Source organism: uncultured Pseudomonas sp., from assembly GCF_913777995.1.
In the GTDB taxonomy this organism is placed as follows: domain Bacteria; phylum Pseudomonadota; class Gammaproteobacteria; order Pseudomonadales; family Pseudomonadaceae; genus Aquipseudomonas.
The window spans coordinates 17,596-42,028 of sequence record NZ_CAJYVE010000038.1 but is presented as its reverse complement, the minus strand read 5'-3'; the positions used below and the strand labels follow the sequence as shown (position 1 = coordinate 42,028).

The following is a 24,433-nucleotide window of genomic DNA, read 5'->3' as shown; positions in this document are numbered from 1 at the left end:
AATGAATAACGTTTGTTAATTATTGAACCTACTTTGTGAGGTTTTGTACGTACAGTTGACGGGCAAAGGCCAGGCCTGGTAAAAACCGGCAAGCAGGCCCCGTCGCCTATGTGTCAATGAGCATTCGGACCCAGTTGGTGATCCGGCCTGTCCTCGCAGCACGGCCGAGCGCAGACACTTTTCGCACACTGCCTGATGTCATGCGGCACTGCCAGGGCAGGCCGCCTACGCCTCAGCTTTCGGGACGCTCCAGGCGCAGGTGAATCAGCGCCACAGCCTGGCCCTGTTTGTCACGCCGCTCCTCGATGGCGAAGGGGCGCAGACCGATGCGTGAGTAGAACAGCAGGCCGGTGACGTTGTGGTTGAAGCACGACGCGGTCAGTTCGCGGGCTTCGTGCTTGTCGAAGGCGATCTCGGCCATGCAGCCGATCAGGTAGCGACCCACACCCTTGCTGCGCGAGTCGGCGGAAATGATCACGTTGCCCAGGGTGCAGCGCCCACGGAAATCGCACCGGACGAAATTCGCATAGCCCACCACTTCGCCCTGCATTTCGATCACCGTAGGATCGGAGCGCTGCTCCAGCGACTCGGCCAGTTGCGCCGGGGTGAAGGGATAACTCGCCCGTGGAAACATGTGGAACAGTTCATCCGGGGTGCGCGGCAACGCGCAGACAGCGGCAAAGTCTTTCTCTTCCAGGGGGCGGTAAAGCAGCATCGGGCATTGACCTCTTGAGAAGTGGAGAGCACACAATAGCCTGCAAGCAACGTACCAGCTGGCATCATGACCTCCGCCCTGCCACATCGAGCCTCGTGCCCTGATTGACTTCAGTACAGCAGGCCCCCACCGCGCGGACACGACGCGTCATCGGATCGCCCTGCCCGGCTGTCGATGCCCGGTGGCAGGACCAGCCCATGCCGCAAGCGACCATTCAGACGTAGGCGAACTGGCCGCCGAGCAATATCCTGTAACCGAACTGTCTGGCAGCGTCTGTAATGCCGAGGTATGAACGGCATCTATGTCATTTTGGTTACCGGATTTCCCAATGTCTTCTCCCAAACCTGCGCGCCGCGGCCTGCGTCGGCTGACCTGGACGCTGATGGCGATGTTCGCCGTGGGCCTGCCGGTCGGCTGCTCGGTGCTGGAGCGCAAGGAACGCGAACTGGTGTTCCGCATCGAACCGGGCACCGCCAGCTGGTACGGCGGCCTGCCGGCAGGTGTCCAGGAACTCGACCTCAAGCCACCCAGCCTGGCCGCCGGACAGAATATCCACGCCTGGTGGTGGCCGGCACCGCGCAAGGACGCCCCCGCGGTGCTGTACCTGCACGGCTCACGCTGGAACCTTACCGGCCAGCTGTTCCGTATCGAGCAACTGCGCAGCCTGGGCTTTTCGGTACTGGCCATCGACTACCGGGGCTTCGGCCAGAGCAAGGGCGAGCTGCCGTCGGAGAAAAGCGTCTATGAAGATGCGCGTATCGCCTGGGAACGCCTCAAGCTGCTGCAACCCGACCCTGCCCGGCGGCTGATCTACGGTCACTCCCTGGGCGGCGCGGTGGCCGTGGACCTGGCCGCCGAGCTAGGCCGCGACGCCGATGGCGACCCGCAGCAACTGCAGGCGCGCGGGCTGGTGATCGAGTCGACCTTCACCAACCTCGCCGACGTGGCCAGTTCCATCGCCAGCAGCTACACCTCGCTGCCGGTACGCTGGCTGCTGTCGCAGAAGTTCGACTCCGAAGGCAAGATCGCCGACATCGGCATGCCCGTGCTGATCGTGCATGGCACCGACGACCGCTACGTCCCGCCGCGCTTCAGCGAAGCGCTGTACCAGGCCGCCGCCGAACCCAAGACCCTGTTGCTGGTGCCCGGCGGCACCCACAACAACAGCATGCGCCTGGGCCGCCAGGCTTATAGCCAGGCCCTGCAGACACTGCTCAAGACACCAGCGCCCAGCGAACAGGCCCGCCAGGCGGCGCACAAATCCGCTCAGCCGGGTTGATCAGGCTCATACTGGAAAATCGCCTCGATGGGCAGGTCGAACAGCCTGGACATCTGAAAGGCCAGCGGCAGGCTGGGGTCGTAGCGGCCGTTCTCGATGGCATTGATGGTCTGTCGGGAGACCGCCAGGCGGCCGGCGAGATCCTCCTGGGACCACTGGCGCTCGGCCCGCAACGCCTTGAGCCGGTTGTTCAACGGTAGCGCCTTGCGGCGATCAGCAAGCCCAGCATCCACATCACCGCCATCAACGGCCAGACCACGAAGAGCGACAGTTTCGGCAGCCCGGCGATTTCCAGAAAGCCGTAGCTGAAGGTCAGCAGCGCGCTGGCCGCGAAGGCGAAGCCCAGCGCTTCGAACTGAATGCGCAGCTGCAGTTCATCCAGGCGGCGCAGCTGGCGGACCACTGCCCAACACAGCAGCAGGCCAGGCAACATCGGCGCCAGGCTGATTGCCGCTCGTGCTGCCGCTGACAGGTCAGCCCGCGCCAACGCCGCCAGGCTCAGGATCAACACGGCGACATAAGCCACCAGGGCAGCGGCGAATTCACGTAGATAGCGATTCATGGGACCTCTCTCGAAATGGAAAGCATGCTTTACATGCTGCAACGAAGCCCGCCGGCATGTAAAGCAAACTTTCCTTCTGCTCAGTCGCGTTCGAGCATTTCGTAGATCCGGCTGGCAAACGCTTCCATGGCGAACGGCTTGGTCATGATCCACATACCCGGCTCAAGATGGCCGTTGCCAATCACCGCGTTCTCGGCATAGCCGGTGATGAACAGCACTTTCAGCTCAGGGCGCAGGCGTCGCGCGGCATCGGCCAGCTGCCGACCGTTCATGCCACCGGGCAAGCCCACGTCGGTGACCAGCAGGTCGACCGGCTTGTCGCCTTCGAGAATGCGCAGCGCGCTGGCGCCATCCACCGCTTCGATCGCCGCGTAGCCACGCTCTTCGAGCACTTCGCTGACCAGCATGCGGATGGTCGGCTCATCGTCGACGATCATCACCCGGCACACGGCCGGCGCGCAGGCGCCCGGACTCTCGGCATCCAGTGCCTGCGGCTCTTCGGCAGCCTGGTAATGGCGCGGCAGGTATAGGCACAGCGTGGTGCCCTGCTCGAGTTCCGAATAGATACGCACCTGGCCGCCGGACTGGCGCACGAAGCCATACACCATCGATAGCCCCAGCCCGGTGCCCTGTCCCAGCGGCTTGGTAGTGAAGAAGGGATCGAAGGCGCGGGACATGACCTCCGGGGTCATGCCGGTGCCGGTATCGGTCACGCACAGCGACAGGTACTGACCCGGCGACAGGTCGCGCACCCGCGCCTCGCGCTCATCGATCCACTTGTTGGCCGTCTCGATGGTGATCCGTCCGCCCAGTGGCATGGCATCGCGGGCGTTGACGCACAGGTTGAGCAAGGCGCTTTCCAACTGCGGTGCGTCGATGAACGTCGACCACAGGCCGATGGCGGTGACCACCTCGACGGTGATGTGCGGGCCGACCGAACGGCGAATCAATTCTTCCATGCCGGCCACCAGGCGGTTGACGTCCACCGGCTTGGGGTCCAGGGTCTGGCGGCGCGAGAACGCCAGCAGGCGGTGCGTCAGGGAAGCGGCTCGCCGCGAAGCATCCTGGGCCGCTGCGGCATAGCGATCGATGCCGTCGAAACGCCCCTGGCTCAGACGCGCGCGCAGCAGCTCCAGCGAGCCGTTGATACCGGTCAGCAAGTTGTTGAAGTCATGCGCGATGCCCCCGGTCAGCTGCCCGACGGCCTCCGTCTTCTGCGCCTGACGCAGGGCCTCCTCGGCCTGCTTGAGTCGTTCCTGCTCGCGCAGTCGGTCACTGATGTCGTAGGCGAACATGTAGGCGCCGATCACCTGGCCATCGGTCCCGCGCAAGGTGCGGTAGCGGATCTCGTAGAAGCGCGATGGCGCGCCGCTGGTCTGGAAATCGGTAACCTCGATGAATTCCTCGCCGCCCAAGGCGCGATCCCACAACCTGCGGACGTGCTCGCGGGTATCGGGCAAGTGATCCAGGGCATCGAGCACACTCTGCCCGACCCGCGGTTGCACACCGAACAGTTGTTCACACTCGGTGATCGCCATGACGTTGAACGCCAGCCAGCGGTACTGGGGGTCGATGACATGAATACGAGCATCGGTTCCATCGACCACGTCAGCCAGCACGTTGCGTTCAGCCACGGCCTCGCGCACACGGCTTTCCAGGGTCTCGTTGAGCTGCTGCAGGGCCAGTTCGGCACGCTTGCGCTGGGTGATGTCCTGGAACAGCACCGCCACCTGCTTGCGGCTGGCCGGCTCGATGCGAAAGGCCGCCAGGGCCAGGTAACGCCCGGTGGCCACCAGCTCGCGCTCGAACCGGATCGGTACGCCGCTGCGCAGCACCTCGCCGTACAGCTCGATCCAGCCATCGGCCTCGGCACCGACCATCTCGCGAACCTTCTTGCCGACCACGTTGGGAATCCCGGCATGGTTGGCGTAGGCAGCATTGGCCTCGACATGCACATAGTCGCTCAGCGGACCATGCGGCCCATCGAAGAACTCGATGATGCAGAAGCCTTCGTCCATGGTGTCGAACAGGAAGCGGTAGCGCTCCCGAGACAGCGCCAGGGCCGTCTCGGCCTGCAGGTCACGCGCCGCCATCTGCTGGCGCAAGCGGGCATTCTCGGCCTCGAGGCGCTGCAGTTGGTCATGCAAGGGGTTCATCTGATGATCGGTCACGGCTCGAAGTCCCGATAGGAAGGGTCGCTGTGGCGACACGTACGACGGCCACGGCACGCAGCGAGAATATCCCTGCGCAGCCACAGACCATGCGGCCGCAAAAGGGTTTTATCGCAGCAGCAATGCTCGCCGTTTTTTTAACGCAGGCCACCGAAACGCTGCCAGAAGCTTTCGCCTACATCGGGTAGAGGTCCGTCGGCGGTCTCCATCGCGCCGGCCAGCCATTGCTCGGCCTTGGCACACACCAGCCGGTAGATATTGCGACACAGCTGACGGGCCGCACGCCCCTCCCAGTCGCCGGGCAGCAGTTCGTCGGGCAGTTGCGGGTCGCGCAGCAGCAGGCGGCGATACTCATGGACCAACAGGGTACGTGCCAGGAAGCAATCCTCACCGCGCAGCTCGTCCTGTTCACGCAGCGCCTGCCAAAGCGGGCGGAACAGCTGGATGAATTCACTGTAGTGCTGGCCCAGCTCGTCGATGTTCCAGCTCTCGCGCACCTGCGCACGCAGCGCCTTGGACGCCAGAACATCCTGGCCGCGGGTTTCGAAGACGATGCTGTCGTCCAGTGCGTCGAGTTCCTGCAGGGTGGCGCTGACGTCTGCCTTGTCGCCGCGCGGGTTGGCCAGCACGGTCGGAGCGATCGCGCCAAAACCCTGCCACTCCAGTTCTTCGCGCACCTGCTTGCGTTTGTCCGCTGGCAGTTGCGAGAGCACCACCAGGCACCAGGCACCATCCCAGGCTGGCACGCTGGTGCTGTACACGCGCTTGAAGGCCTTTTCGAAACGCCGTCGTCCGGTGCCGGTCAGGCTGTAGTAGCTGCGTCGGCCGACTTTCTCGGAGGTCAGCCAGCCCTCCTTGGTAAGACGAAAGATCGAGGTGCGGATCAGCCGCTCGTTGATGCCCATGGGCTCCAGCAGCTGGATCAGGCTGCCCAGCCAGACCGTGCCGCCGTGGGGCTCGATGGCATCGCCATACAAGGTGATGATCAGTGAACTGGCGCGGATCGGCGTGCGCTCCTGAAAGCGCTGGATGAGCTGGGCGAGCGGGGCAAGGGACGTCATGGGCGTACCGGACAGCGAAAAAGATGCCGAATATAACCGCCCGGCGGGATGCCTGCGAGCCTGCCCATCAATCCCCGGCCTTGGGCCGCAAGGCGCTGTCGCTGATTCGCGGCCGTCCGGCTTCCACTTCGCTCAGCGGCTCACAGGCCACCAGGCCGTGCCGACAGCGTTGCGCCAACTGCTGGTATTCACGGGTGCCAGCCTGCTTCCAGGCCACTTCGTCATCGCTCAGGCGGCGTTTGACCGTCGCTGGCGAACCGAGCACCAGCGACTGCTCGGCGCAACTGAAGCGTGCCTTGACGAAAGTGGTGGCGGCAACGAACGACCGCGCGCCGATCTCGGCGTAGTCCATCACCACCGCGTTCATGCCCACCAGCACATCCTCACCGATACGGCAGCCGTGCAACACCGCGCCATGGCCGATATGGCCGTTGCGTCCCACCACCGTATCGCTGTCGGGAAAACCGTGCATCACGCAGGTGTCCTGCAGGTTGGCGCCCTCCTCCAGGACGATGCGCCCGAAGTCGCCGCGCAGGCTGGCCAGCGGACCGACATAGCAGCCAGGACCGATGATCACGTCACCGATCAGCACCGCCGTGGGGTGCACGAAAGCCGTGGGATGCACCACGGGGGTCAGGCCATCGAGGCTGTAACAGGTCATTCATGAGTCTCCTCGTATCACGTGGGTCGGCGCAGGCGAGCCGATCATGCTCTACCGCATTACCCATACCTATAAAATCATGCGTATCACGTTCAGATCTTTCCAAACGCCATGAAAGGCTTTAACTCATTGGATCAATCGCCAATGCTGGTGATTTACTCGCCTTCTCAAACACATATTAGACACACAAATAAAATAAAACATATGTTGTTTTGTATCGCATCAAGCCTATACTCGGTCCAGCACTGCCCCGAGGGCATCTGCCCATTCCAATAATCAGCGGCCCCAAGGTCGCGCGTGCCATCCGAGGACCTGACGATGCCTCACACCCTAGCCGTAACCACAGCCGCCACTGGCGTACGGCTCATCACCCTGCAGCGCCCGCAGGCACTCAATGCGCTGAACACCGAACTGCTCGCCGAACTGGCCGACCAGCTGGACCTGGCCGCAGCCGACCACGCGGTGCGTGCCGTGGTCATCACCGGCAGCCGCAAAGCCTTCGCCGCCGGTGCCGACATCAATGAAATGGCCGAACGTGACCTGGTGGGCATCCTCGACGACCCGAGGGTGGCCTGCTGGCAGCGCATCAGCGCCTTTGCCAAGCCGCTGGTGGCAGCCGTCAACGGCTTCTGCCTGGGCGGCGGCTGCGAACTGGCCATGCATGCCGACATCCTCGTTGCCGGGGAAGATGCACGCTTCGGCCAGCCGGAAATCAACCTGGGGATCATGCCCGGCGCCGGTGGCACCCAACGTCTGTTGCGCGCCGTGGGCAAGTCCCTGGCCATGCAGATGGTGCTCACCGGGCAACCCATCGACGCACGTCATGCCCTGCGCGCCGGGCTGGTCAGCGAAATCACCCAGCCGGAACTGACCGTCGAGCGCGCCGTGGCCATCGCCAGGCTCATCGCCGAAAAGGCCCCGCTGGCCGTGCGCCTGGCCAAGGAAGCGCTACTCAAGGCCCAGGACACCGACCTGGCCAGTGGCCTGCGCTTCGAGCGCCATGCCTTCACCCTGCTGGCCGGCACCGCCGACCGCGACGAGGGCATCCGCGCCTTCCAGGACAAACGCACGCCGACCTTCAAGGGCCGGTGATTCAAGCCATTCATCGAGAGCGCCATCATGGACTTCCAGCACATCCTGTTTGCCATCGAGGACGGCGTGGCCTTCCTCAGCCTCAACCGTCCCGAGCAACTGAACAGTTTCAACACCGCCATGCACCTGGAAGTACGCGAGGCCCTCAAGCGCGTGCGCCAGGACGGCGCGGCGCGGGTGCTGCTGATTACCGGCGAAGGCCGCGGCTTCTGCGCCGGCCAGGACCTCTCCGACCGCAACGTCGCACCCGGCGCGCAGATGCCCGACCTGGGCGAGTCCATCGAGCAGTTCTACAACCCGCTGATCCGTACCCTGCGCGACCTGCCAATGCCAGTGATCTGCGCGATCAATGGCGTGGCTGCCGGTGCCGGGGCGAATATCCCGCTGGCCTGCGACCTGGTGCTGGCAGCGCGCTCGGCCAGTTTTATCCAGGCGTTCTGCAAGATCGGCCTGGTGCCGGATTCTGGCGGTACCTGGAGCCTGCCGCGCCTGGTCGGCATGGCACGGGCCAAGGCCCTGGCCCTGCTCGGTGAGCGGCTCAGTGCCGAACAGGCCGAGCAATGGGGCTTGATCTACCGGGTGGTGGACGACGCCGACCTGCGCGATGAAGCCCTGAAACTGGCCCGCCACCTCGCCACCCAGCCCACCTACGGCCTGGCGCTGATCAAACGTGCCTTCAATGCCAGCGCCCACAACAGTTTCGACGAGCAACTGGAGCTGGAGCGTGACCTGCAGCGCCTGGCCGGGCGCAGCGACGACTACCGCGAGGGTGTCTCGGCCTTCATGAACAAACGCACCCCCACCTTCAAGGGACACTGAGCCATGGCAGCCCTGGATAAAAACACGCAGGTGGCGGTCATCGGCGCGGGCGCCATGGGCGCCGGCATCGCCCAGGTCGCCGCCCAGGCCGGCCACTCGGTTCTGCTGTTCGACACCCGTGACGGCGCGGCCGCCCAGGCCATCGTCGGCATCGACCGACAGCTGGGTCGGCTGGTCGAAAAGGGCCGGCTGGCGGCCAGCGAACACAGCGCCATCCGCGCACGCCTGCACGCAGCCGACAGCCTCGCCGGGCTGGCTGATGCTGGCCTGGTGATCGAAGCCATCGTCGAGAACCTGGAGGTCAAGCGGGGCCTGCTGCGCGAGCTGGAGAGCGTCTGCACCGCCAGCTGCATCCTGGCCAGCAACACTTCGTCCCTGTCGATCACCAGCCTGGCCGCCGGCCTGCAACACCCCGAGCGCGTCATCGGCCTGCACTTCTTCAACCCGGCGCCGCTGATGGCGCTGGTCGAGGTGGTGTCGGGTCTGGCCACCGCCCCGGCACTGGCCGACGCCCTGTATGCCACCGCCCGGGCCTGGGGCAAGCAGCCAGTGCATACGCGCTCTACGCCGGGCTTCATCGTCAACCGCGTGGCGCGACCGTTCTATGCCGAGAGCCTGCGCCTGCTGCAGGAAGGCGCGGCGGATTGCGCCACCCTCGACGCCCTGCTGCGCGAAGCCGGCGGCTTTCGCATGGGTGCGTTCGAACTCACCGACCTGATCGGCCATGACGTCAATTACGCAGTGACCTGCTCGGTGTTCGAGGCCTATTACGGCGACATGCGTTTCCAGCCGTCGCTGCTCCAGAAGGAACTGGTGGACGCCGGGCACCTGGGCCGCAAGAGTGGCCGCGGCTTCTATGACTACAGCGATGGAGCACTGCGCCCGACCGCGAGCCAGGCACCTGGCGCACCATCCATCGAAGGCTGTGTGGTGGAAGGCGAGCTGGGCATTGCCGAGCCGCTGGTCGAACGCCTGCAGCAGGCCGGGGTGGTGGTAACCCGGCGTGCCGGAGCCGGGCTGATCCGCGTGGGTGACGCGGTACTGGCGCTCAGCGATGGCCGCCTGGCCAGCCAGCGCGCCCGCCAGGACGGCATCAGTGGTCTGGTGCTGTTCGACCTGGCCCTGGATTATGCCAAGGCCGAGCGCCTGGCCATCAGCCGCGCAGCCCGCACCTCGGAAGCGGCGTTGCAACAGGCGATCGGCCTGTTACAGCGCGCCGGCCTGAAGGTCAGCCTGATCGAGGACACCCCGGCGCTGGTGGTACTGCGTACCGTGGCGATGCTCGCCAACGAAGGCGCCGACGCGCTGCTGCACGGCGTGGCCAGCGCCGCCGACATCGACCTGGCCATGTGCGCCGGCGTCAACTACCCACGCGGCCCGCTGGCCTGGGCCGATGCCATCGGCCCCGCGCAGATTCTCAGAACCCTGGAAAACCTGCAGGCCGCCTACGGCGAAACCCGCTACCGCCCCTCGCTGCTGCTGCGGCGACGCACCGAACAAGGGAGCACCCTGCATGCCGCTTGATGCCCAGCAGCTGGCCGAAGCCTGTGCCAGCACCCTCTACGAACGCGATGCCGCCAGCCAGGCCATGGGCATGCAACTGCTGGAGGTCGGTCCCGGCCGCGCCAGTGTCGGCATGCACGTGCGCGCCGACATGCTGCAGGGCGTCGGCACCTGCCATGGCGGGCACCTGTTCGCCCTGGCCGACTCGGCCTTCGCCTTCGCCTGCAACACCTACAACGCAGTGACCGTGGCCATCGGCTGCAGCATCGACTACGTCGCCCCTGCGCAGCTGGACGACCGGCTTGTCGCCAGGGCCGTCGAGCAGAGCCGCAGCGGTCGTACCGGCAACTACGACGTGCGAATCGAAAACCAGCGTGGCGAGCTGATCGCCCTGTTCCATGGCAAATCCTACAAAGTGCGCGGCACCCTGCTCGACCTGGAGAACCTGCAATGACTGACGCCCTGATCATCGACGCCATCCGCACGCCCATCGGGCGCTACGCCGGGGCCCTGGCCAGCGTGCGCGCTGACGACCTGGGCGCCGTACCGATCCGCGCCCTCATGCAGCGCCATCCCGAGCTGGACTGGAGCCAGGTGGAGGATGTGTTCTACGGCTGCGCCAACCAGGCCGGCGAAGACAACCGCAACGTGGCGCGCATGGCCGCCCTGCTCGCCGGCCTGCCGGTAAACGTGCCAGGCGTCACCCTCAACCGCCTGTGCGGGTCCGGGCTGGACGCCGTGGGCAGTGCCGCGCGGGCGATTCGCGCGGGCGAGGCCGGACTGCTGCTGGCCGGTGGCGTGGAGTCCATGTCCCGCGCGCCGTTCGTGATGGGCAAGTCCGAGCAGGCCTTCGGCCGCACGGCGGAACTCTTCGACACCACCATCGGCTGGCGCTTCGTCAACCGTTTGATGCAAGCACAGTACGGCATCGACTCCATGCCGGAGACGGCGGAAAACGTCGCCGCGCAGTTCAGCATTTCCCGCGCCGACCAGGACGCCTTCGCCCTGCGCAGCCAGCACAAGGCCGCAGCGGCCCAGGCCAGCGGTCGCCTGGCACGGGAAATCACCCCGGTGGAAATTGCCCAGCGCAAAGGCCCCGCCAAGGTGGTCGAGCACGACGAGCACCCACGCGCCGACACCAGCCTGGAGCAGTTGAGCAAACTGGGTACGCCGTTCCGCGACGGCGGCAGCGTCACCGCCGGCAACGCCTCGGGGGTCAACGACGGTGCCTGCGCCCTGCTGCTGGCCAGCCCTGCCGCCGCCCAGCGCCATGGCCTGAAGGCGCGCGGCAGGGTCCTGGCCATGGCCAGCGCCGGGGTCGAGCCACGCATCATGGGCATCGGCCCGGTGCCCGCGACACGCAAGGTGCTGGACCTGGCCGGCCTGTCGCTGGCCGAGATGGACGTCATCGAACTCAACGAAGCCTTCGCCGCCCAGGGCCTGGCGGTGTTGCGCGAGCTGGGCCTGGCCGACGACGACCCGCGGGTCAACCCCAACGGCGGCGCCATCGCCCTGGGTCATCCGTTGGGCATGAGCGGCGCGCGCCTGGTCACCACGGCCCTGTACGAGCTGGAACAGCGCCAGGGCCGCTATGCGTTGTGCACCATGTGCATCGGCGTCGGCCAGGGCATCGCGCTGGTCATCGAAAGACTCTGACACGCATAGAAAAGATCGGACACGGCGGCGCGGGCTAACCTGCGCCAGACCACTCAGGGCGCTACCGGCCCGTACAAAAACAATCGAGTGAACCATGAACATGATCGCCAATACCGCCTTGCTCGACCCCATGGAAACCGCCAGCGTCGACCAGTTGCGCCAGCACCAGCTCGACCGCCTGCGCTGGAGCCTCAAGCATGCCTACGACAACGTGCCGCTGTATCGCCAGCGCTTCGACCAGCAGGGCTTGCACCCGGACGACCTCAAGCAGCTGGAAGACCTGGCGCGCTTCCCCTTCACCGGCAAGAACGACCTGCGTGACAACTATCCCTATGGCATGTTCGCCGTGCCGCAGAGCGAGGTGGTGCGCCTGCATGCTTCCAGCGGCACCACCGGCAAGCCCACGGTGGTCGGCTACACGCAGAACGACATCGACACCTGGGCCAACGTGGTCGCCCGCTCGATCCGAGCGGCAGGCGGGCGGCGCGGCGACAAGGTGCACATTTCCTACGGCTACGGGCTGTTCACCGGCGGCCTGGGCGCACACTACGGCGCCGAGCGCCTGGGCTGCACGGTGATCCCGATGTCGGGTGGGCAGACCGAGAAACAGGTCCAGCTGATTCGCGACTTCCAGCCCGACATCATCATGGTCACACCGTCGTACATGCTCAACCTGGCCGACGAGATCGAGCGCCAGGGCGTCGACCCGCACACGCTGAAACTGCGCCTGGGCATCTTCGGTGCCGAGCCCTGGACCGCCGAACTGCGCCGCGCCATCGAAGAGCGCCTGGGCATCACCGCCCTGGACATCTACGGCCTGTCGGAAATCATGGGACCAGGCGTGGCCATGGAATGCGCAGAAACCAAGGACGGCCCCACCGTGTGGGAAGACCACTTCTACCCGGAGATCATCGACCCGGTGACCGGACAGGTGCTGCCCGACGGCGAGATGGGCGAGCTGGTGTTCACCTCGCTGTCCAAGGAAGCGCTGCCGATGATCCGCTACCGCACCCGCGACCTGACCCGCCTGTTGCCCGGCACGGCACGGCCGATGCGGCGTATCGACAAGATCACCGGGCGCAGCGACGACATGCTGATCGTGCGGGGCGTCAACCTGTTCCCCACGCAGATCGAAGAGCAGATTCTCAAGATCAAGCCACTGGCCGAGGTCTACGAGTTGCACCTGCACCGCAACGGCAACCTGGACAGCGTCGATGTGCATGTAGAACTCAAGCATGAGCAGCAGCACCTGGACGCCGAACAGCAGAAGCGCGTGGCCGATGAATTGAGTCGGCAGATCAAGACCCACATCGGCATCAGCGCCCGGGTGCTGATCCAGCCCTTCCACACCATCAAGCGCTCCGAGGGCAAGGCCTGCCACGTGTTCGACAAACGCCCCAAGGGCTGAGCCCTCGCCCGCCCATGCGCAAACGGCAGGAACGGCTTTATCCCAATACTGATCTTTTAGACCAGAGCAAGCTGATCTGGCGTCGCTTTTGCTTTTAAAGCACAGAACTTGCAGACGCCGCCGAACGCGACTTCGGTGCAGGCCGAGTGGAGGTGTCATGGAAGGGGGTAAGCCGGCAGGGATGCCGGCTTAGGCGCACTGGGCCAGGGACGGCCCATTGCGCCGCCCCCCTGGAATGGCGCCGAAAGGAGGGAAGTCTGCCCGCAGGGCAGACCCAAGCCAGGAGCAATGCCTTTTGGTTACTTTTGGCGCGCAGGGCACCTGGAAACCAAAAGGGACCCGCCGTAAAGGCGGAAAGGTGACTCAAGGGCACTGATGCAGCGACGGGTGTACCCGCTCCAGATAGCCTGCTATTCGCGAGCAAGCTCGCTCCCACGGCCTGACTGACCCGTATTGGCTTTATCCGGGATGCCTTTCGGGGCTGAAGCCGCCTGCCGGGTGCGCGCTCTCGCGCCCAAAAAAAGCGATACACAAACCAATCAGAAAACCAATCCAAAAGCAGCGATACACCCAAGCAAGACGACCTCCCTCGCAAGCATCAGGATTCATAGCCATAAATCCGGGCACCTGCTCGCCCGAAAGAGCCATGAAAAGCGATACACAAACAAATTACGATTCATCATTTTTTGTTTGATATTTGTTTTTGTATCGCTTACAACTATGACCATGGCACACGCCAACCTCACGAACCAAGCTGGAGGCACAGCATGTACGCACAACTGGTCGAGACCGGCGTCAAGCGGCTCAAGGCACTGGAAGAGATGTCCGCCGAGGAGCGCGCCTTCCAGGAGAAGATCGACGCCGAAATCAAGATCGAGCCCAAGAATTGGATGCCCGAGGCCTATCGCCAGACCCTGATCCGGCAGATTTCCCAGCATGCGCACTCCGAGATCGTCGGCATGCTGCCTGAAGGCAACTGGGTTACCCGTGCGCCTACCCTCAAGCGCAAGCTGCAACTGATGGCCAAGATCCAGGACGAAGCCGGCCATGGCCTGTACCTGTACAGCGCCATGGAAACCCTCGGCGCCGACCGCGACGAGGAGATCGCCAAGCTGCACAACGGCAAGGCCAAGTATTCGAGCATCTTCAACTACCCGACCCTGACCTGGGCCGACATGGGCGCAGTGGGCTGGCTGGTGGATGGCGCAGCCATCGTCAACCAGGTGGTGCTGCAGCGCACCTCCTACGGCCCCTACTCGCGGGCGATGATCCGCATCTGCAAGGAAGAGAGCTTCCACCAGCGCCAGGGCTACCAGCTGCTGCTGACCATGATGAAAGAAGGCACCCAGGCGCAGAAGGACATGGTCCAGGACGCCATCAACCGTCTGTGGTGGCCATCGCTGATGATGTTCGGCCCCAGCGACGCCGACTCGCCCAACAGCGCCCAGTCCATGGCCTGGAAGATCAAGCGCCAGAGCAACGACGAGCTGCGCCAGCGCTTCGTCGACCAGACCGTGCCGCAGCTCGAACTGCTGGGTTGCACCGCCCCGGACCCGGACCTGAAGTGGAACGCCGAACGCGGTCATTACGACTTTGGCGAGATTCAGTGGCAGGAATTCTACGAAGTGCTCAAGGGCAACGGCCCGTGCAACCAGGAGCGCGTCGCCAAACGCCGCCAGGCCATCGACGACGGCGCCTGGGTGCGCGAAGCCGCCGTGGCCTACGCGAAAAAACAACAAGCCCGGCGCGACGTCGCCTGAGCCCCTGCCTGATCGGGAGAACCACCATGTCCGAATGGACCCTTTTCGAAGTCTTCGTGCGCAGCAAGCACGGCCTCAACCACAAGCACGTGGGCAGCGTGCATGCCGCCGACCCGGCCATGGCCATCGAGAACGCCCGCGAGCTGTACACCCGGCGCAACGAAGGCGTCAGCCTGTGGGTGGTGCCTTCGGCGCAGATCACCGCCTCGTCACCGGACGAAAAGGACCCGCTGTTCGACCCGGCCGACGACAAGATCTACCGACATGCCAGCTTCTACGAACTGCCGCCTGAAGTCGGCCACATGTGAGGAGCCGGCCATGACCTACCCTACGCAACGAGAAGACTTGATCCAGTACCTGCTGCGCCTGGGCGACACCGCCCTGGTGCAGGGTCAGCGCCTGTGCGAATGGTGCGGCGGCGCGCCGGCCATCGAAGAGGAACTGGCACTGATGAACGTCGGCCTGGACCTGGTCGGCCAGTCGCGAAACTGGCTGGAATATGCTGCCGAACTGCTCGACGACGGTCGCGATGCCGACCACCTGGCGTTCCGCCGCGACGAGCGTGCCTACCGCAACCTGCTGCTGGTGGAACAACCCAACGGCGACTATGCGGTGACCATGACCAAGCAGTTCCTCTACGACGCCTGGCACTTGCCGGTGCTGCAGGGCCTGAGCCAGTCCCGCGACGAGCGCATCGCCGGCATCGCCGCCAAGGCGGTCAAGGAAGTCACTTATCACCTGCGTCGGTCGGGCGAATGGATCGAGCGTCTGGGCGATGGCACCGAAGAAAGCCATGCACGGATGCTCAAGGCCGTGACCCAGCTGTGGCGCTTTACCGTGGAATTCACCAGCGCCGACGATGTCGAGCTGCGCCTGTTCCAGGCCGGCATCGCACCAGACCCGCAATATGTGGCCAGCGCCTGGCAGAGCCGGGTCGGCGAGCAGTTCGCCCGCGCCACCCTCCCCCTGCCGGACGCCGCCAGCCACTTCTACCTAAGCGGTCGCCAGGGCCTGCACACCGAACACCTGGGCCTGCTGCTGGCAGAAATGCAGTTCCTGCAAAGAGCCTATCCCGATGCGACCTGGTGAGCTGATCCTCGGCGACCGCGGCGCCCGCGCCCAGCAGCCCGACGACCTGGCCAGGGCCTGGTGCGTGCTGGCTGAGGTCATGGACCCGGAAGTGCCGGTGGTCAGCGTGGTCGACCTGGGCATCGTCCGCGACCTCGACTGGCAGGCCGGCCACCTGCACGTGGTGGTCACCCCGACCTACTCCGGCTGCCCGGCCACCGAGGTGATCGAGCACGACATCGCCCAGGCCCTGGAACAGGCCGGCTTCGCCGCGCCGCAACTGGAACGGCGGCTGAACCCGGCGTGGACCACCGACTGGATCAGCGCCGCAGGTCGCCAGCGCCTGCGCGAGTACGGCATCGCGCCACCCGAAGGCAGCCACAGCAAGCGCAGCCTGCTCGGTGAAGCACCGCAGGTGTGCTGCCCGCAGTGCGGCAGCGCCCACACCGAGCGCCTCAGCGAGTTCGGCTCCACCGCCTGCAAGGCCCTGTATCGCTGCCGGGACTGCCTGGAACCCTTCGATTATTTCAAGTGCATCTGAGCGGCACCCGCGCCGGAGAACGACAATGAGCCAATTTCACAGCCTGACCATCAAGGACGTGCGCCCGGAAACCCGCGACGCGGTGTCCATCGCCTTCGACATCCCGAGCGAGCTGGCCGAACAGTTCCGCTTCACCCAGGGCCAACACCTGGTAATGCGTACCCACATTGGCGGCGAGGAAGTGCGCCGCTCCTACTCGATCTGCACCGGCACCCAGGACGGCGAGCTGCGCGTAGCGATCAAGCGCGTGGCCGGCGGGGTGTTCTCGGCCTACGCCAACGAAACCCTGCAGGTCGGCCACCGGCTGGAGGTGATGCCACCTTCGGGCCATTTCCACGTCCCCCTGGACCCCGCGCGCCACGGCCGTTACCTGGCGGTGGCGGCCGGCAGCGGCATCACGCCGATCCTGTCGATCATCAAGACCACCCTGCAGAGCGAACCACACAGCCAGGTCACGCTGATCTACGGCAACCGCTCCAGCAACGCGGCGCTGTTCCGTGAACAGCTGGAAGACCTGAAGAACCGCTACCTGCAGCGCCTCAACCTGGTGTTCGTGTTCAGCCGCGAGCAACAGGACGTCGACCTGTACAACGGACGCATCGACGCCGACAAGTGCAGCCAGCTGTTCAGCCGCTGGATCGACGTCAAGGCGCTGGACGCGGCGTTCATCTGTGGCCCCCAGGCCATGACCGAGACCGTACGCGAGCAGCTCAAGGCCAATGGCATGCCGACCGAGCGCATCCACTTCGAGCTGTTCGCCGCCGCCGGCAGCGAGGCGCGTCGCGAAGCGCGCCAGGCCGCCGCCCAGGTCGACAGCGCAGTGAGCCAGATCACCGTAATCAGCGATGGCCGCGAGCTGTCGTTCGAGCTGCCACGCAATACCCAGAGCGTGCTGGACGCCGGCAACGCCCAGGGCGCCGAGCTGCCCTACTCCTGCAAGGCCGGGGTGTGCTCGACCTGCAAGTGCAAGGTGCTGGCCGGCGAGGTGGAGATGGACAGCAACTTCGCCCTGGAAGACTACGAAGTGGCCGCCGGCTACGTGCTGTCGTGCCAGGCCTATCCGCTGAGCGACAAGGTGGTGCTGGACTTCGACCAGCTTTGATGCAGGTGGGTGTGCAGAGCCCTGAAGATCGCCCCCAACGCATCCCCCGTCTCGACAATCACAACAACAGAGAGCCGCGTCATGACACCCCACGACATCGAGCAATTGCAGGCCCACCCCGACTTCATCCACCTGGTGCAGCGCAAGCAGCGCCTGACCTGGACCCTGACCCTCGGCATGCTGGGGATCTACTACGGCTTCGTGCTGCTGATGGCCTTCGCCCCGCAGGTACTGGGCCGCTCGCTCAGCGGCGGGGTCACCACGCTGGGCATTCCCGTTGCCGTGGCGGTGATCATCCTGTCGTTCCTGCTTACCGCCTTCTACGTGCGCCAGACCAATCAGGTCCTCGACCCGCTCAACCAGAAGCTGGCGCAGGCGGTGCGGCCATGATCGCCGGGCACCTGATCGCCCTCGCCGGTGGCCTGCTGGCCAGCGGCACTGCCCTGGCCGCCGAAGCGCCGGTACGGCCGTTGAACTGGCACGCCATCGGCATGTTCCTGGTGTTCGTGCTGTTCACCCTCGGCGTGACCCGCTGGGCGGCCCTGCGCACCCGCTCGGCCAGTGACTTCTACACCGCCGGCGGCGGCATCACCGGACTGCAGAACGGCCTGGCGATTGCCGGCGACATGATCAGCGCCGCGTCCTTCCTGGGCATCACGGCGATGATCTTCATGGCCGGCTACGATGCCCTGCTGTATTCCCTGGGCGTGGTGGCGGCCTGGCCGATCATCCTGTTCCTGATCGCCGAGCGCCTGCGCAACCTGGGCAAGTACACCTTCGCCGACGTGGTGTCGTACCGCCTGGAGCAGACGCCCATCCGCATCACCGCCGCACTGGGTACGCTGATCGTGGCGCTGATGTACCTGATGGCGCAGATGGTCGGTGCCGGCAAGCTGGTCGAGCTGCTGTTCGGCATCAGCTACCTGCAGGCGGTGCTGCTGGTCGGGGTGCTGATGGTCTGCTACGTGACCTTCGGCGGCATGTTGGCCACCACCTGGGTGCAGATCATCAAGGCGGTGATGCTGCTCTCCGGTGCCAGCTTCATGGCCTTCATGGTGCTGCGCCACTTCAACTTCAGCACCGAAGCGATGTTCGCCGGCGCCGCCGCCGTGCATGCCAAAGGCGCGTCGATCATGGCCCCCGGCGGCATGCTGGCCAACCCCATCGACACCCTTTCGCTGGCGGTGGGCATGATGTTCGGCACCGCCGGCCTGCCGCACATCCTGATGCGTTTCTTCACCGTCAAGGACGCCCGCGAGGCGCGCAAGAGCGTGCTCTATGCCACCGGTTTCATCAGCTACTTCTTCCTGCTGCTGATCGCCATCGGCTTCGGCGCCATCGTCATGGTCGGCACCGACGCCAGTTTCCGTGACGCCAACGGCGCGATCATCGGCGGCGGCAACATGGTCGCAGTGCACCTGGCCCAGGCGGTGGGCGGCAGCCTGTTCCTCGGTTTCATCTGTGCCGTGGCCTTTGCCACCATCCTCGCCGTGGTGGCCGGCCTGGCGCTGTCCGGTGCCTCGGCAGTGGCCCACGACCTGTACGCCTGCGTGATCCGCAAGGGCAAGGCCAGCGAGCGCGAGGAAATGCGCATGTCGCGCCTGGCGACCCTGGTGATCGGCGCGCTGGCGGTGGTGCTCGGGGTGCTGTTCGAATCGCAGAACATCGCGTTCCTCTCCGGGCTGGTACTGGCCATCGCCGCCTCGGTGAATTTCCCGGTGCTGTTCCTTTCGATGTTCTGGAAGGGCCTGACCACCCGCGGCGCCGTGGCCGGCAGCCTGGCAGGCCTTGCCTCGGCGGTGGTGCTGCTGGTGCTCAGCCCGGTGGTGTGGGTCAAGGTACTGGGCCACGACAGCGCGCTGTTCCCTTACGCCAACCCGGCGCTGTTCTCCATGACCTTCGCCTTCGCCGGCGCCTGGCTGTTCTCGGTCACCGACCGCTCCGAGCGCGCGGCGCAGGAACGCGGCCGTTACCTGGCGCAGTTCATCCGCTCGATGACCGGCATCGGCGCGGCGACGGCCAGCCGACACTGAGCGTGCGCCTTTTCGCGGTTCAAGCCGCTTCTACCGATTCAGACGAACGAGACAATAACAATGCATAACGTCCGTATCGCTTCATCCCTGCTGGCCGCCTTCGGCCTGGGCGCCGCGGCCAACGCCGGAGCCGCCTTCGTCGAAGACAGCAAGGCCAGCCTGGAAATGCGCAACTTCTACCTGAACCGCGATTTCCGCCAGAGCAATGCGCCCCAGGCCAAGGCCGAAGAATGGGCGCAAGGCTTCACCGCGCGCTTCGAGTCGGGCTTTACCGAAGGTCCGGTGGGTCTGGGTCTGGACGCCATCGGCGAACTGGGCATCCGCCTGGACTCCAGCGCCGCGCGGCGCAACACCGGCCTGCTGGCCTTCGATCCCGCCACTGGCGAACCGGTGGACGAGTACAGCGAACTGGGCGTGGCCGCCAAGCTGCGCGTGTCCAAGAGCGTGCTGAAAGTCGGCACCCTGCAACCGACCCTGCCGGTGGTGACTTACAACGACACGCGGCTGCTGTCCTCGACCTTTCAGGGCGGCCTGCTGAGTTCCAAAGAAATCGATGGCCTGACCTTCAACGCCGGGCGCCTGACCAAGGCCAACCTGCGCGACTCATCGAGCCGCGACGACATCGGCTATGGCGCCGCCCGCAGCGATGCCTTCGACTTCGCCGGTGGCAGCTACGCCATCACCCCGCAACTGACCGCCAGCTACTACTACGGCAAGCTGGACAACATCTACCGCCAGCACTTCGTCGGCCTGGTGCACACCCTGCCCTTGGGCGAAGGACGCAGCCTGCGCAGCGACCTGCGCTACTTCGACAGTGGCAACGACGGCCAGCAACGCGCCGGGCGCATCGACAACCGCAACCTCAACGGCATGTTCACCCTCACCCAGGGCAGCCATAAGTTCGGCCTGGGCTTTCAGCGGATGTCCGGCGACAGCGCCTTCCCATTCCTCAACGGCGGCGACCCCTATTCGGTGAACCTGGTGACCTACAACACCTTCACCCGCGCCGACGAGGATGCCTGGCAGGTGCGCTACGACTATGACTTCGCCGGCCTGGGCATTCCGGGGCTGAGCTTCATGACCCGCTATGTCGATGGCCGCAACGCAGCCACCGCCAGCGGCAGCCGCGGCGAGGAATGGGAACGCGACACCGACCTGGCCTATGTGCTGCAAAGCGGGCCGCTCAAGGGTCTGAGCCTGCGCTGGCGCAACCTGACCTTCCGTTCCGGCAACGGACTGACCACCGACCTGGACGAAAACCGCCTGATCCTGGGCTACACCCTGGCGCTTTGGTAGCCACGACACATCAACCGGCAGGAGCGGCCTCATGTTCATGTCCCCGCCCTTTCGCGGCTGAAGCCGCTCCTACCGGCTGTCTACAGATACGGAGAGACCCTGATGAGCAACGCCCCTACCCTGCAAAGTTTCATCGGCGAACGCTGGATCGGCCAGCACGCGGCAACGACCCTGCGCAGCGCCCTCAACGGCCAGGGCATCGCCCACACCCACGAGGAGTCGCCGGACTTCGCCGAAGCGTTGCAGCATGCGCGCCAGCAAGGCCTGGCCGGGCTGCTGGCGCTGGACTTCCAGCAGCGCGCCGCACGCCTCAAGGAACTGGGCAAGTACCTGCTCGAGCGCAAGGAACTGCTCTACAGCCTGTCGCACCACAGCGGCGCCACCCGCGCCGACAGCTGGATCGACATCGAAGGCGGCGCCGGCACGCTGTTCGCCTATGCCAGCCTGGGTCGTCGCGAACTGCCTTCGGGCAACCTGGTGCACGAAGGTCCGGCGATGCCGCTGGGCAAACTGGGCAGCTTCGTCGGCAGCCACATTCTGGTGCCGCGCGCGGGCGTGGCGGTGCATATCAACGCCTTCAACTTCCCCATCTGGGGCATGCTGGAAAAGTTCGCGCCGAGCTTCCTGGCCGGCATGCCGTGCATCGTCAAGCCGGCGACCGCCACCAGTTACCTGGCCGAAGCCACGGTACGGCTGATGCACGAATCCGGCCTGCTGCCGGCCGGCAGCCTGCAGTTGATCATCGGCGGCACCGGCGATCTGCTCGACCGTCTGCAAGGTCAGGACGTGGTGACCTTCACCGGCTCGGCGGACACCGCCGCACGGCTGAAGGTGAATGCCAACCTGGTGCGCCAGTCGATTCCCTTCAATGCCGAGGCCGACTCGCTGAACTGCGCGATCCTCGCCCCGGAAGTGACCCCGGACGACCCCGAGTTCGACCTGTTCGTCAAAGAGGTGGCCCGCGAGATGACCGTCAAGGCCGGGCAGAAATGCACCGCGATCCGCCGCGCCATCGTGCCGGCGCGGCATATCGATGCGGTGGCGCAGAAGCTGCGCGAGCGCCTGGCCAAAGTAGTGGCCGGCGACCCGTCGGTGGAGGGCGTGAAAATGGGCGCCCTGGCCTCCCACGCCCAGCAGGCCGACGTCAACGAGCGGCTGCAAGCCCTGCTGGCCAGCAGCGACCTGCTGTTCGGCGCCGCTGATGGCTTCAGCCCGCGTGGCGAAGGCGTGGCCGAGGGCGCATTCTTCGCCCCGACCCTGCTGCGCAGCCGCGACCCGCATGCCGCAGGCGGTGCCCATGACATCGAGGCGTTCGGCCCGGTCAGCACCCTGATGGCCTATGACGACCTGGACGAAGCCGTGGCCCTCGCCGCCCGCGGCAAGGGTAGCCTGGTGGCCAGCCTGATCACCCGCGACCCGCAAGTGGCCGCCCGGGTGGTGCCGCAGATGGCCGCGCTGCATGGTCGCCTGCACATTCTCGACCGCGAGTCGGCCGCCGAATCCACCGGCCACGGCTCACCATTGCCGCAGCTCAAGCACGGCGGCCCGGGCCGTGCTGGCGGTGGCGAAGAGCTGGGCGGACTGCGCGCGGTGAAGCATTACCTGCAACGCAGCGCCGTACAGGGCTCGCCGAGCATGCTGATGGCCGTGACTGGCGAATACGTGCGCGGCGCGCAGCGCCTGGAAACCGAGGTGCATCCATTCCGCCGCCACTTCGAAGACCTGCAGATCGGCGAGTCGCTGCTGACTCACCGACGCACCGTCACCGAGGCCGACCTGGTGAACTTCGGCTGCCTGTCGGGGGACCACTTCTACATGCACTTCGACGAAATCGCCGCCCGCGAATCGCAGTTCGGCAAGCGCATCGCCCACGGCTACTTCGTGCTCTCGGCCGCCGCCGGCCTGTTCGTCTCCCCCGCGCCCGGCCCGGTGCTGGCCAACTACGGGCTGGACACCCTGCGCTTCGTCAACCCGGTGGGCATCGGCGACACCATCCGGGCGCGGCTGACCTGCAAGCGCAAGATCGACCAGGGCAAGCTCAGCGCCAAGGACGAACCCCAGGGGGTGGTGGCCTGGGACGTGGAAGTGACCAATCAGGACGGCGAGCTGGTGGCCAGCTACGACATCCTCACCCTGGTACTCAAACGCCCGGCCTGAGCAACTGCGTTACACGGCACAGGACTGCTAGGAGCGGCTTCAGCCGCGAAGCGATGGCATGTTCATGACAGATGCAGTGAATGTCCTGGCGCTTTCGCGGCTAAGGCCGCTCCCACCGGGCCACATGCCGCTTAAGCGAACAGTATTGGTTTTAACCGCAATACGGGTCAGTTCAGACCGTGGGAGCGAGCTTGCTCGCGAAGGCCGAGGATGCGTAGCTGATCTGCAGGGAGTTCAAGCTGCACCTGACGCGTTATGAGCCCAGCCCGCCCTCAATCCGCCTCGCCCACCAACTCGACGCAGTCGCGCTGCACCTTGGCGCGGTACAGCGCGTGGTCGACGCTGCGCAGCAAGGCATCGAAACTCTGCGGCGCCGGGCTGCGGCCGGTCTGGGTCAGGCCGGCGCTGAACGCCAGGCGCAAAGGCAGTCGGGCATCCAACTGGCGGCTGCTCAGCGCCTCGCGCAAGCGCTGCATGAACGCCTGGGCCTGCTGGATATCGGTGTTGGGCAACAACAGCAGAAACTCCTCGCCCCCCCAGCGCACGAACACGTCTGAATGACGTTTGAGCGCGAACACCGTCGCGGCGAACACCTGCAGGGCGCTATCCCCCACCGCATGCCCGTACTGGTCATTGATGCGCTTGAAGTTGTCCAGGTCGATCATCGCCACCGCCATCGGACAGTGCCCCAGCAGCGCCTGTTTCCATTGCTGGTCGAGGATCGACTGCGCACCACGGCGGTTCAGGGCGCCGGTCAGCACGTCGGTGATACTCAGCTGCACGGCCTGCAGGCGCAGGTGCTCCTGCAGCATCAGGGCGAAGCCCAGGGTCAGCAGGAACGACACCATGAAGTCCACCAGCAACGCCATGCGCGACGGCATGTCTGGCTCATCGAAGGGCAATGGGCCGAGGGGTTCGACCAGCAGGCTGACGCACGACCAGGCCTGGAATCCAAAGGCGAACAGCTGCGTGGCGAAGATACCCCAGGCCCCGCGATAGCGACGCAGCAGGCCCAGACACGGGCGCATCTGCAGAGCGATGCCCAGGGCCGCGATGCCGGCAAACCAGGGCACGATGTAGGCGGTGTCGAGCAGCATCAGCGCGATGCTCAGGTAGAGCAGCGGCAGGATCAGGAGCAGCCGCGCTTGCCTGGCTCGGCTACCGGCCGCGCCGGTGAAATGCAGCAGTGCCACGGTGTGGCAGCCGATACTGGCAATCAGCAGCCCGGTGCTGGCCAGTAGCGCGGCACGCGGGGAGAGAATCTCCAGCCAGTGCAACTGCGGCACCAGCAAGCCGGGCTGGAGCATTTCCGAGAGGCGGTAGCTGGTGTTGAACAGCTCGCCCAGCAACCACCAGTGCAGTGCTTTCGAGGAACGGCCAGGACCGACATAGGACAGGCACAGCAGCAAGGCGGTCATGACCCCGAAGGGCGTCAGGACCAGCAACAGGGAAAAGGGATCACTGAGCAGCATGAAAGGCGGGTGTCTCGGGCAGGATCGCGGGTGCCGAGCATTATGGCAGAGTGCCAGACATTTGGCTCGGCGCGACC

23 protein-coding genes are annotated in these 24,433 nt (G+C 65.5%); 16 read left to right on the top strand and 7 right to left on the bottom strand.

The genetic code is table 11. The annotated features are described in order from the left end of the window. Positions 1-232: 232 nt before the first annotated feature. Positions 233-715, bottom strand: coding sequence for a GNAT family N-acetyltransferase (locus QZ497_RS16430; RefSeq protein ID WP_295476840.1), 483 nt, complete (start codon positions 713-715; stop codon positions 233-235). A gap of 382 nt (positions 716-1,097) precedes the next feature. Here QZ497_RS16430 and QZ497_RS16425 point away from each other — a divergent pair, with 382 nt between their 5' ends. After that, positions 1,098-1,994, top strand: coding sequence for an alpha/beta hydrolase (locus QZ497_RS16425; RefSeq protein WP_295476980.1), 897 nt, complete (start codon positions 1,098-1,100; stop codon positions 1,992-1,994). Here QZ497_RS16425 and QZ497_RS16420 read toward each other — a convergent pair. The 5 genes from QZ497_RS16420 to paaY all read right to left on the bottom strand — a co-directional run bounded on the left by QZ497_RS16420 (position 1,982) and on the right by paaY (position 6,449). Beyond that, positions 1,982-2,188: a helix-turn-helix transcriptional regulator gene (locus tag QZ497_RS16420; protein ID WP_295476838.1), complete on the bottom strand. Its 207-nt coding sequence runs from the start codon at positions 2,186-2,188 to the stop codon at positions 1,982-1,984. The genes QZ497_RS16425 and QZ497_RS16420 overlap by 13 nt on opposite strands. Next, the gene (locus QZ497_RS16415; RefSeq protein WP_295476836.1) at positions 2,185-2,556 is read right to left on the bottom strand and encodes a hypothetical protein; all 372 of its coding nucleotides are present in this window, start codon (positions 2,554-2,556) and stop codon (positions 2,185-2,187) included. Before QZ497_RS16415 ends, QZ497_RS16420 begins: the two co-directional genes overlap by 4 nt. An 80-nt stretch (positions 2,557-2,636) precedes the next feature. Continuing rightward, positions 2,637-4,574, bottom strand: coding sequence for an ATP-binding protein (locus tag QZ497_RS16410; RefSeq protein WP_295476978.1), 1,938 nt, complete (start codon positions 4,572-4,574; stop codon positions 2,637-2,639). Positions 4,575-4,864: 290 nt separating this feature from the next. Then, on the bottom strand, positions 4,865-5,788 hold the full coding sequence (paaX, locus tag QZ497_RS16405; protein WP_295476834.1) for a phenylacetic acid degradation operon negative regulatory protein PaaX: 924 nt from the start codon (positions 5,786-5,788) through the stop codon (positions 4,865-4,867). A 67-nt stretch (positions 5,789-5,855) separates the two neighbouring features. Continuing rightward, positions 5,856-6,449: a phenylacetic acid degradation protein PaaY gene (gene paaY, locus QZ497_RS16400; RefSeq protein WP_295476833.1), complete on the bottom strand. Its 594-nt coding sequence runs from the start codon at positions 6,447-6,449 to the stop codon at positions 5,856-5,858. Positions 6,450-6,767: 318 nt separating this feature from the next. Here paaY and paaF point away from each other — a divergent pair, with 318 nt between their 5' ends. The 15 genes from paaF (at position 6,768) to paaZ (ending at position 22,884) form a co-directional block, all read left to right on the top strand. Then, the gene (gene paaF / locus QZ497_RS16395) at positions 6,768-7,541 is read left to right on the top strand and encodes a 2,3-dehydroadipyl-CoA hydratase PaaF (RefSeq protein WP_295476831.1); all 774 of its coding nucleotides are present in this window, start codon (positions 6,768-6,770) and stop codon (positions 7,539-7,541) included. Between the two features lie 27 nt (positions 7,542-7,568). Beyond that, positions 7,569-8,360, top strand: a complete 792-nt coding sequence (gene paaG / locus QZ497_RS16390) for a 2-(1,2-epoxy-1,2-dihydrophenyl)acetyl-CoA isomerase PaaG (RefSeq protein ID WP_295476829.1) — start codon at positions 7,569-7,571, stop codon at positions 8,358-8,360. Positions 8,361-8,363: 3 nt separating this feature from the next. Continuing rightward, positions 8,364-9,884, top strand: a complete 1,521-nt coding sequence (gene paaH / locus QZ497_RS16385) for a 3-hydroxyacyl-CoA dehydrogenase PaaH (RefSeq protein ID WP_295476827.1) — start codon at positions 8,364-8,366, stop codon at positions 9,882-9,884. Beyond that, positions 9,874-10,317, top strand: coding sequence for a hydroxyphenylacetyl-CoA thioesterase PaaI (paaI, locus tag QZ497_RS16380; RefSeq protein WP_295476825.1), 444 nt, complete (start codon positions 9,874-9,876; stop codon positions 10,315-10,317). The genes paaH and paaI overlap by 11 nt, the downstream gene beginning before the upstream one ends. Continuing rightward, entirely contained in the window at positions 10,314-11,519 is a 1,206-nt protein-coding gene (gene pcaF / locus QZ497_RS16375) for a 3-oxoadipyl-CoA thiolase (RefSeq protein ID WP_295476824.1), read from the top strand. Before paaI ends, pcaF begins: the two co-directional genes overlap by 4 nt. 94 nt (positions 11,520-11,613) lie before the next feature. Next, positions 11,614-12,927 carry a phenylacetate--CoA ligase PaaK gene (paaK, locus tag QZ497_RS16370; protein WP_295476822.1) on the top strand — a complete coding sequence of 438 codons (1,314 nt, stop codon included), beginning with the start codon at positions 11,614-11,616 and terminating at the stop codon, positions 12,925-12,927. A gap of 767 nt (positions 12,928-13,694) precedes the next feature. Then, positions 13,695-14,687: a 1,2-phenylacetyl-CoA epoxidase subunit PaaA gene (gene paaA / locus QZ497_RS16365; protein WP_295476820.1), complete on the top strand. Its 993-nt coding sequence runs from the start codon at positions 13,695-13,697 to the stop codon at positions 14,685-14,687. A gap of 26 nt (positions 14,688-14,713) precedes the next feature. After that, positions 14,714-14,995 (top strand): 1,2-phenylacetyl-CoA epoxidase subunit PaaB, encoded by a 282-nt coding sequence (gene paaB, locus QZ497_RS16360; RefSeq protein WP_295476818.1) that lies wholly within the window; start codon positions 14,714-14,716, stop codon positions 14,993-14,995. A 10-nt stretch (positions 14,996-15,005) separates the two neighbouring features. Continuing rightward, positions 15,006-15,776 (top strand): 1,2-phenylacetyl-CoA epoxidase subunit PaaC, encoded by a 771-nt coding sequence (gene paaC, locus QZ497_RS16355; RefSeq protein WP_295476816.1) that lies wholly within the window; start codon positions 15,006-15,008, stop codon positions 15,774-15,776. Further along, positions 15,763-16,296, top strand: coding sequence for a 1,2-phenylacetyl-CoA epoxidase subunit PaaD (gene paaD, locus QZ497_RS16350; protein WP_295476814.1), 534 nt, complete (start codon positions 15,763-15,765; stop codon positions 16,294-16,296). The genes paaC and paaD overlap by 14 nt, the downstream gene beginning before the upstream one ends. A gap of 25 nt (positions 16,297-16,321) precedes the next feature. Beyond that, positions 16,322-17,398, top strand: coding sequence for a 1,2-phenylacetyl-CoA epoxidase subunit PaaE (gene paaE / locus QZ497_RS16345; RefSeq protein WP_295476812.1), 1,077 nt, complete (start codon positions 16,322-16,324; stop codon positions 17,396-17,398). An 81-nt stretch (positions 17,399-17,479) separates the two neighbouring features. Then, on the top strand, positions 17,480-17,788 hold the full coding sequence (locus QZ497_RS16340; protein WP_295476810.1) for a DUF485 domain-containing protein: 309 nt from the start codon (positions 17,480-17,482) through the stop codon (positions 17,786-17,788). Further along, positions 17,785-19,431, top strand: coding sequence for a cation acetate symporter (locus tag QZ497_RS16335; RefSeq protein ID WP_295476808.1), 1,647 nt, complete (start codon positions 17,785-17,787; stop codon positions 19,429-19,431). The genes QZ497_RS16340 and QZ497_RS16335 overlap by 4 nt, the downstream gene beginning before the upstream one ends. Positions 19,432-19,491: 60 nt before the next feature. After that, positions 19,492-20,727, top strand: a complete 1,236-nt coding sequence (locus QZ497_RS16330) for an OprD family porin (protein WP_295476806.1) — start codon at positions 19,492-19,494, stop codon at positions 20,725-20,727. 102 nt (positions 20,728-20,829) lie between these two features. Beyond that, positions 20,830-22,884, top strand: coding sequence for a phenylacetic acid degradation bifunctional protein PaaZ (gene paaZ / locus QZ497_RS16325; protein ID WP_295476804.1), 2,055 nt, complete (start codon positions 20,830-20,832; stop codon positions 22,882-22,884). Positions 22,885-23,156: 272 nt separating this feature from the next. On the opposite strand, the gene QZ497_RS16320 is transcribed toward paaZ, so the two are convergent. Then, the gene (locus QZ497_RS16320; RefSeq protein ID WP_295476802.1) at positions 23,157-24,356 is read right to left on the bottom strand and encodes a GGDEF domain-containing protein; all 1,200 of its coding nucleotides are present in this window, start codon (positions 24,354-24,356) and stop codon (positions 23,157-23,159) included. Positions 24,357-24,433 lie beyond the last annotated feature (77 nt).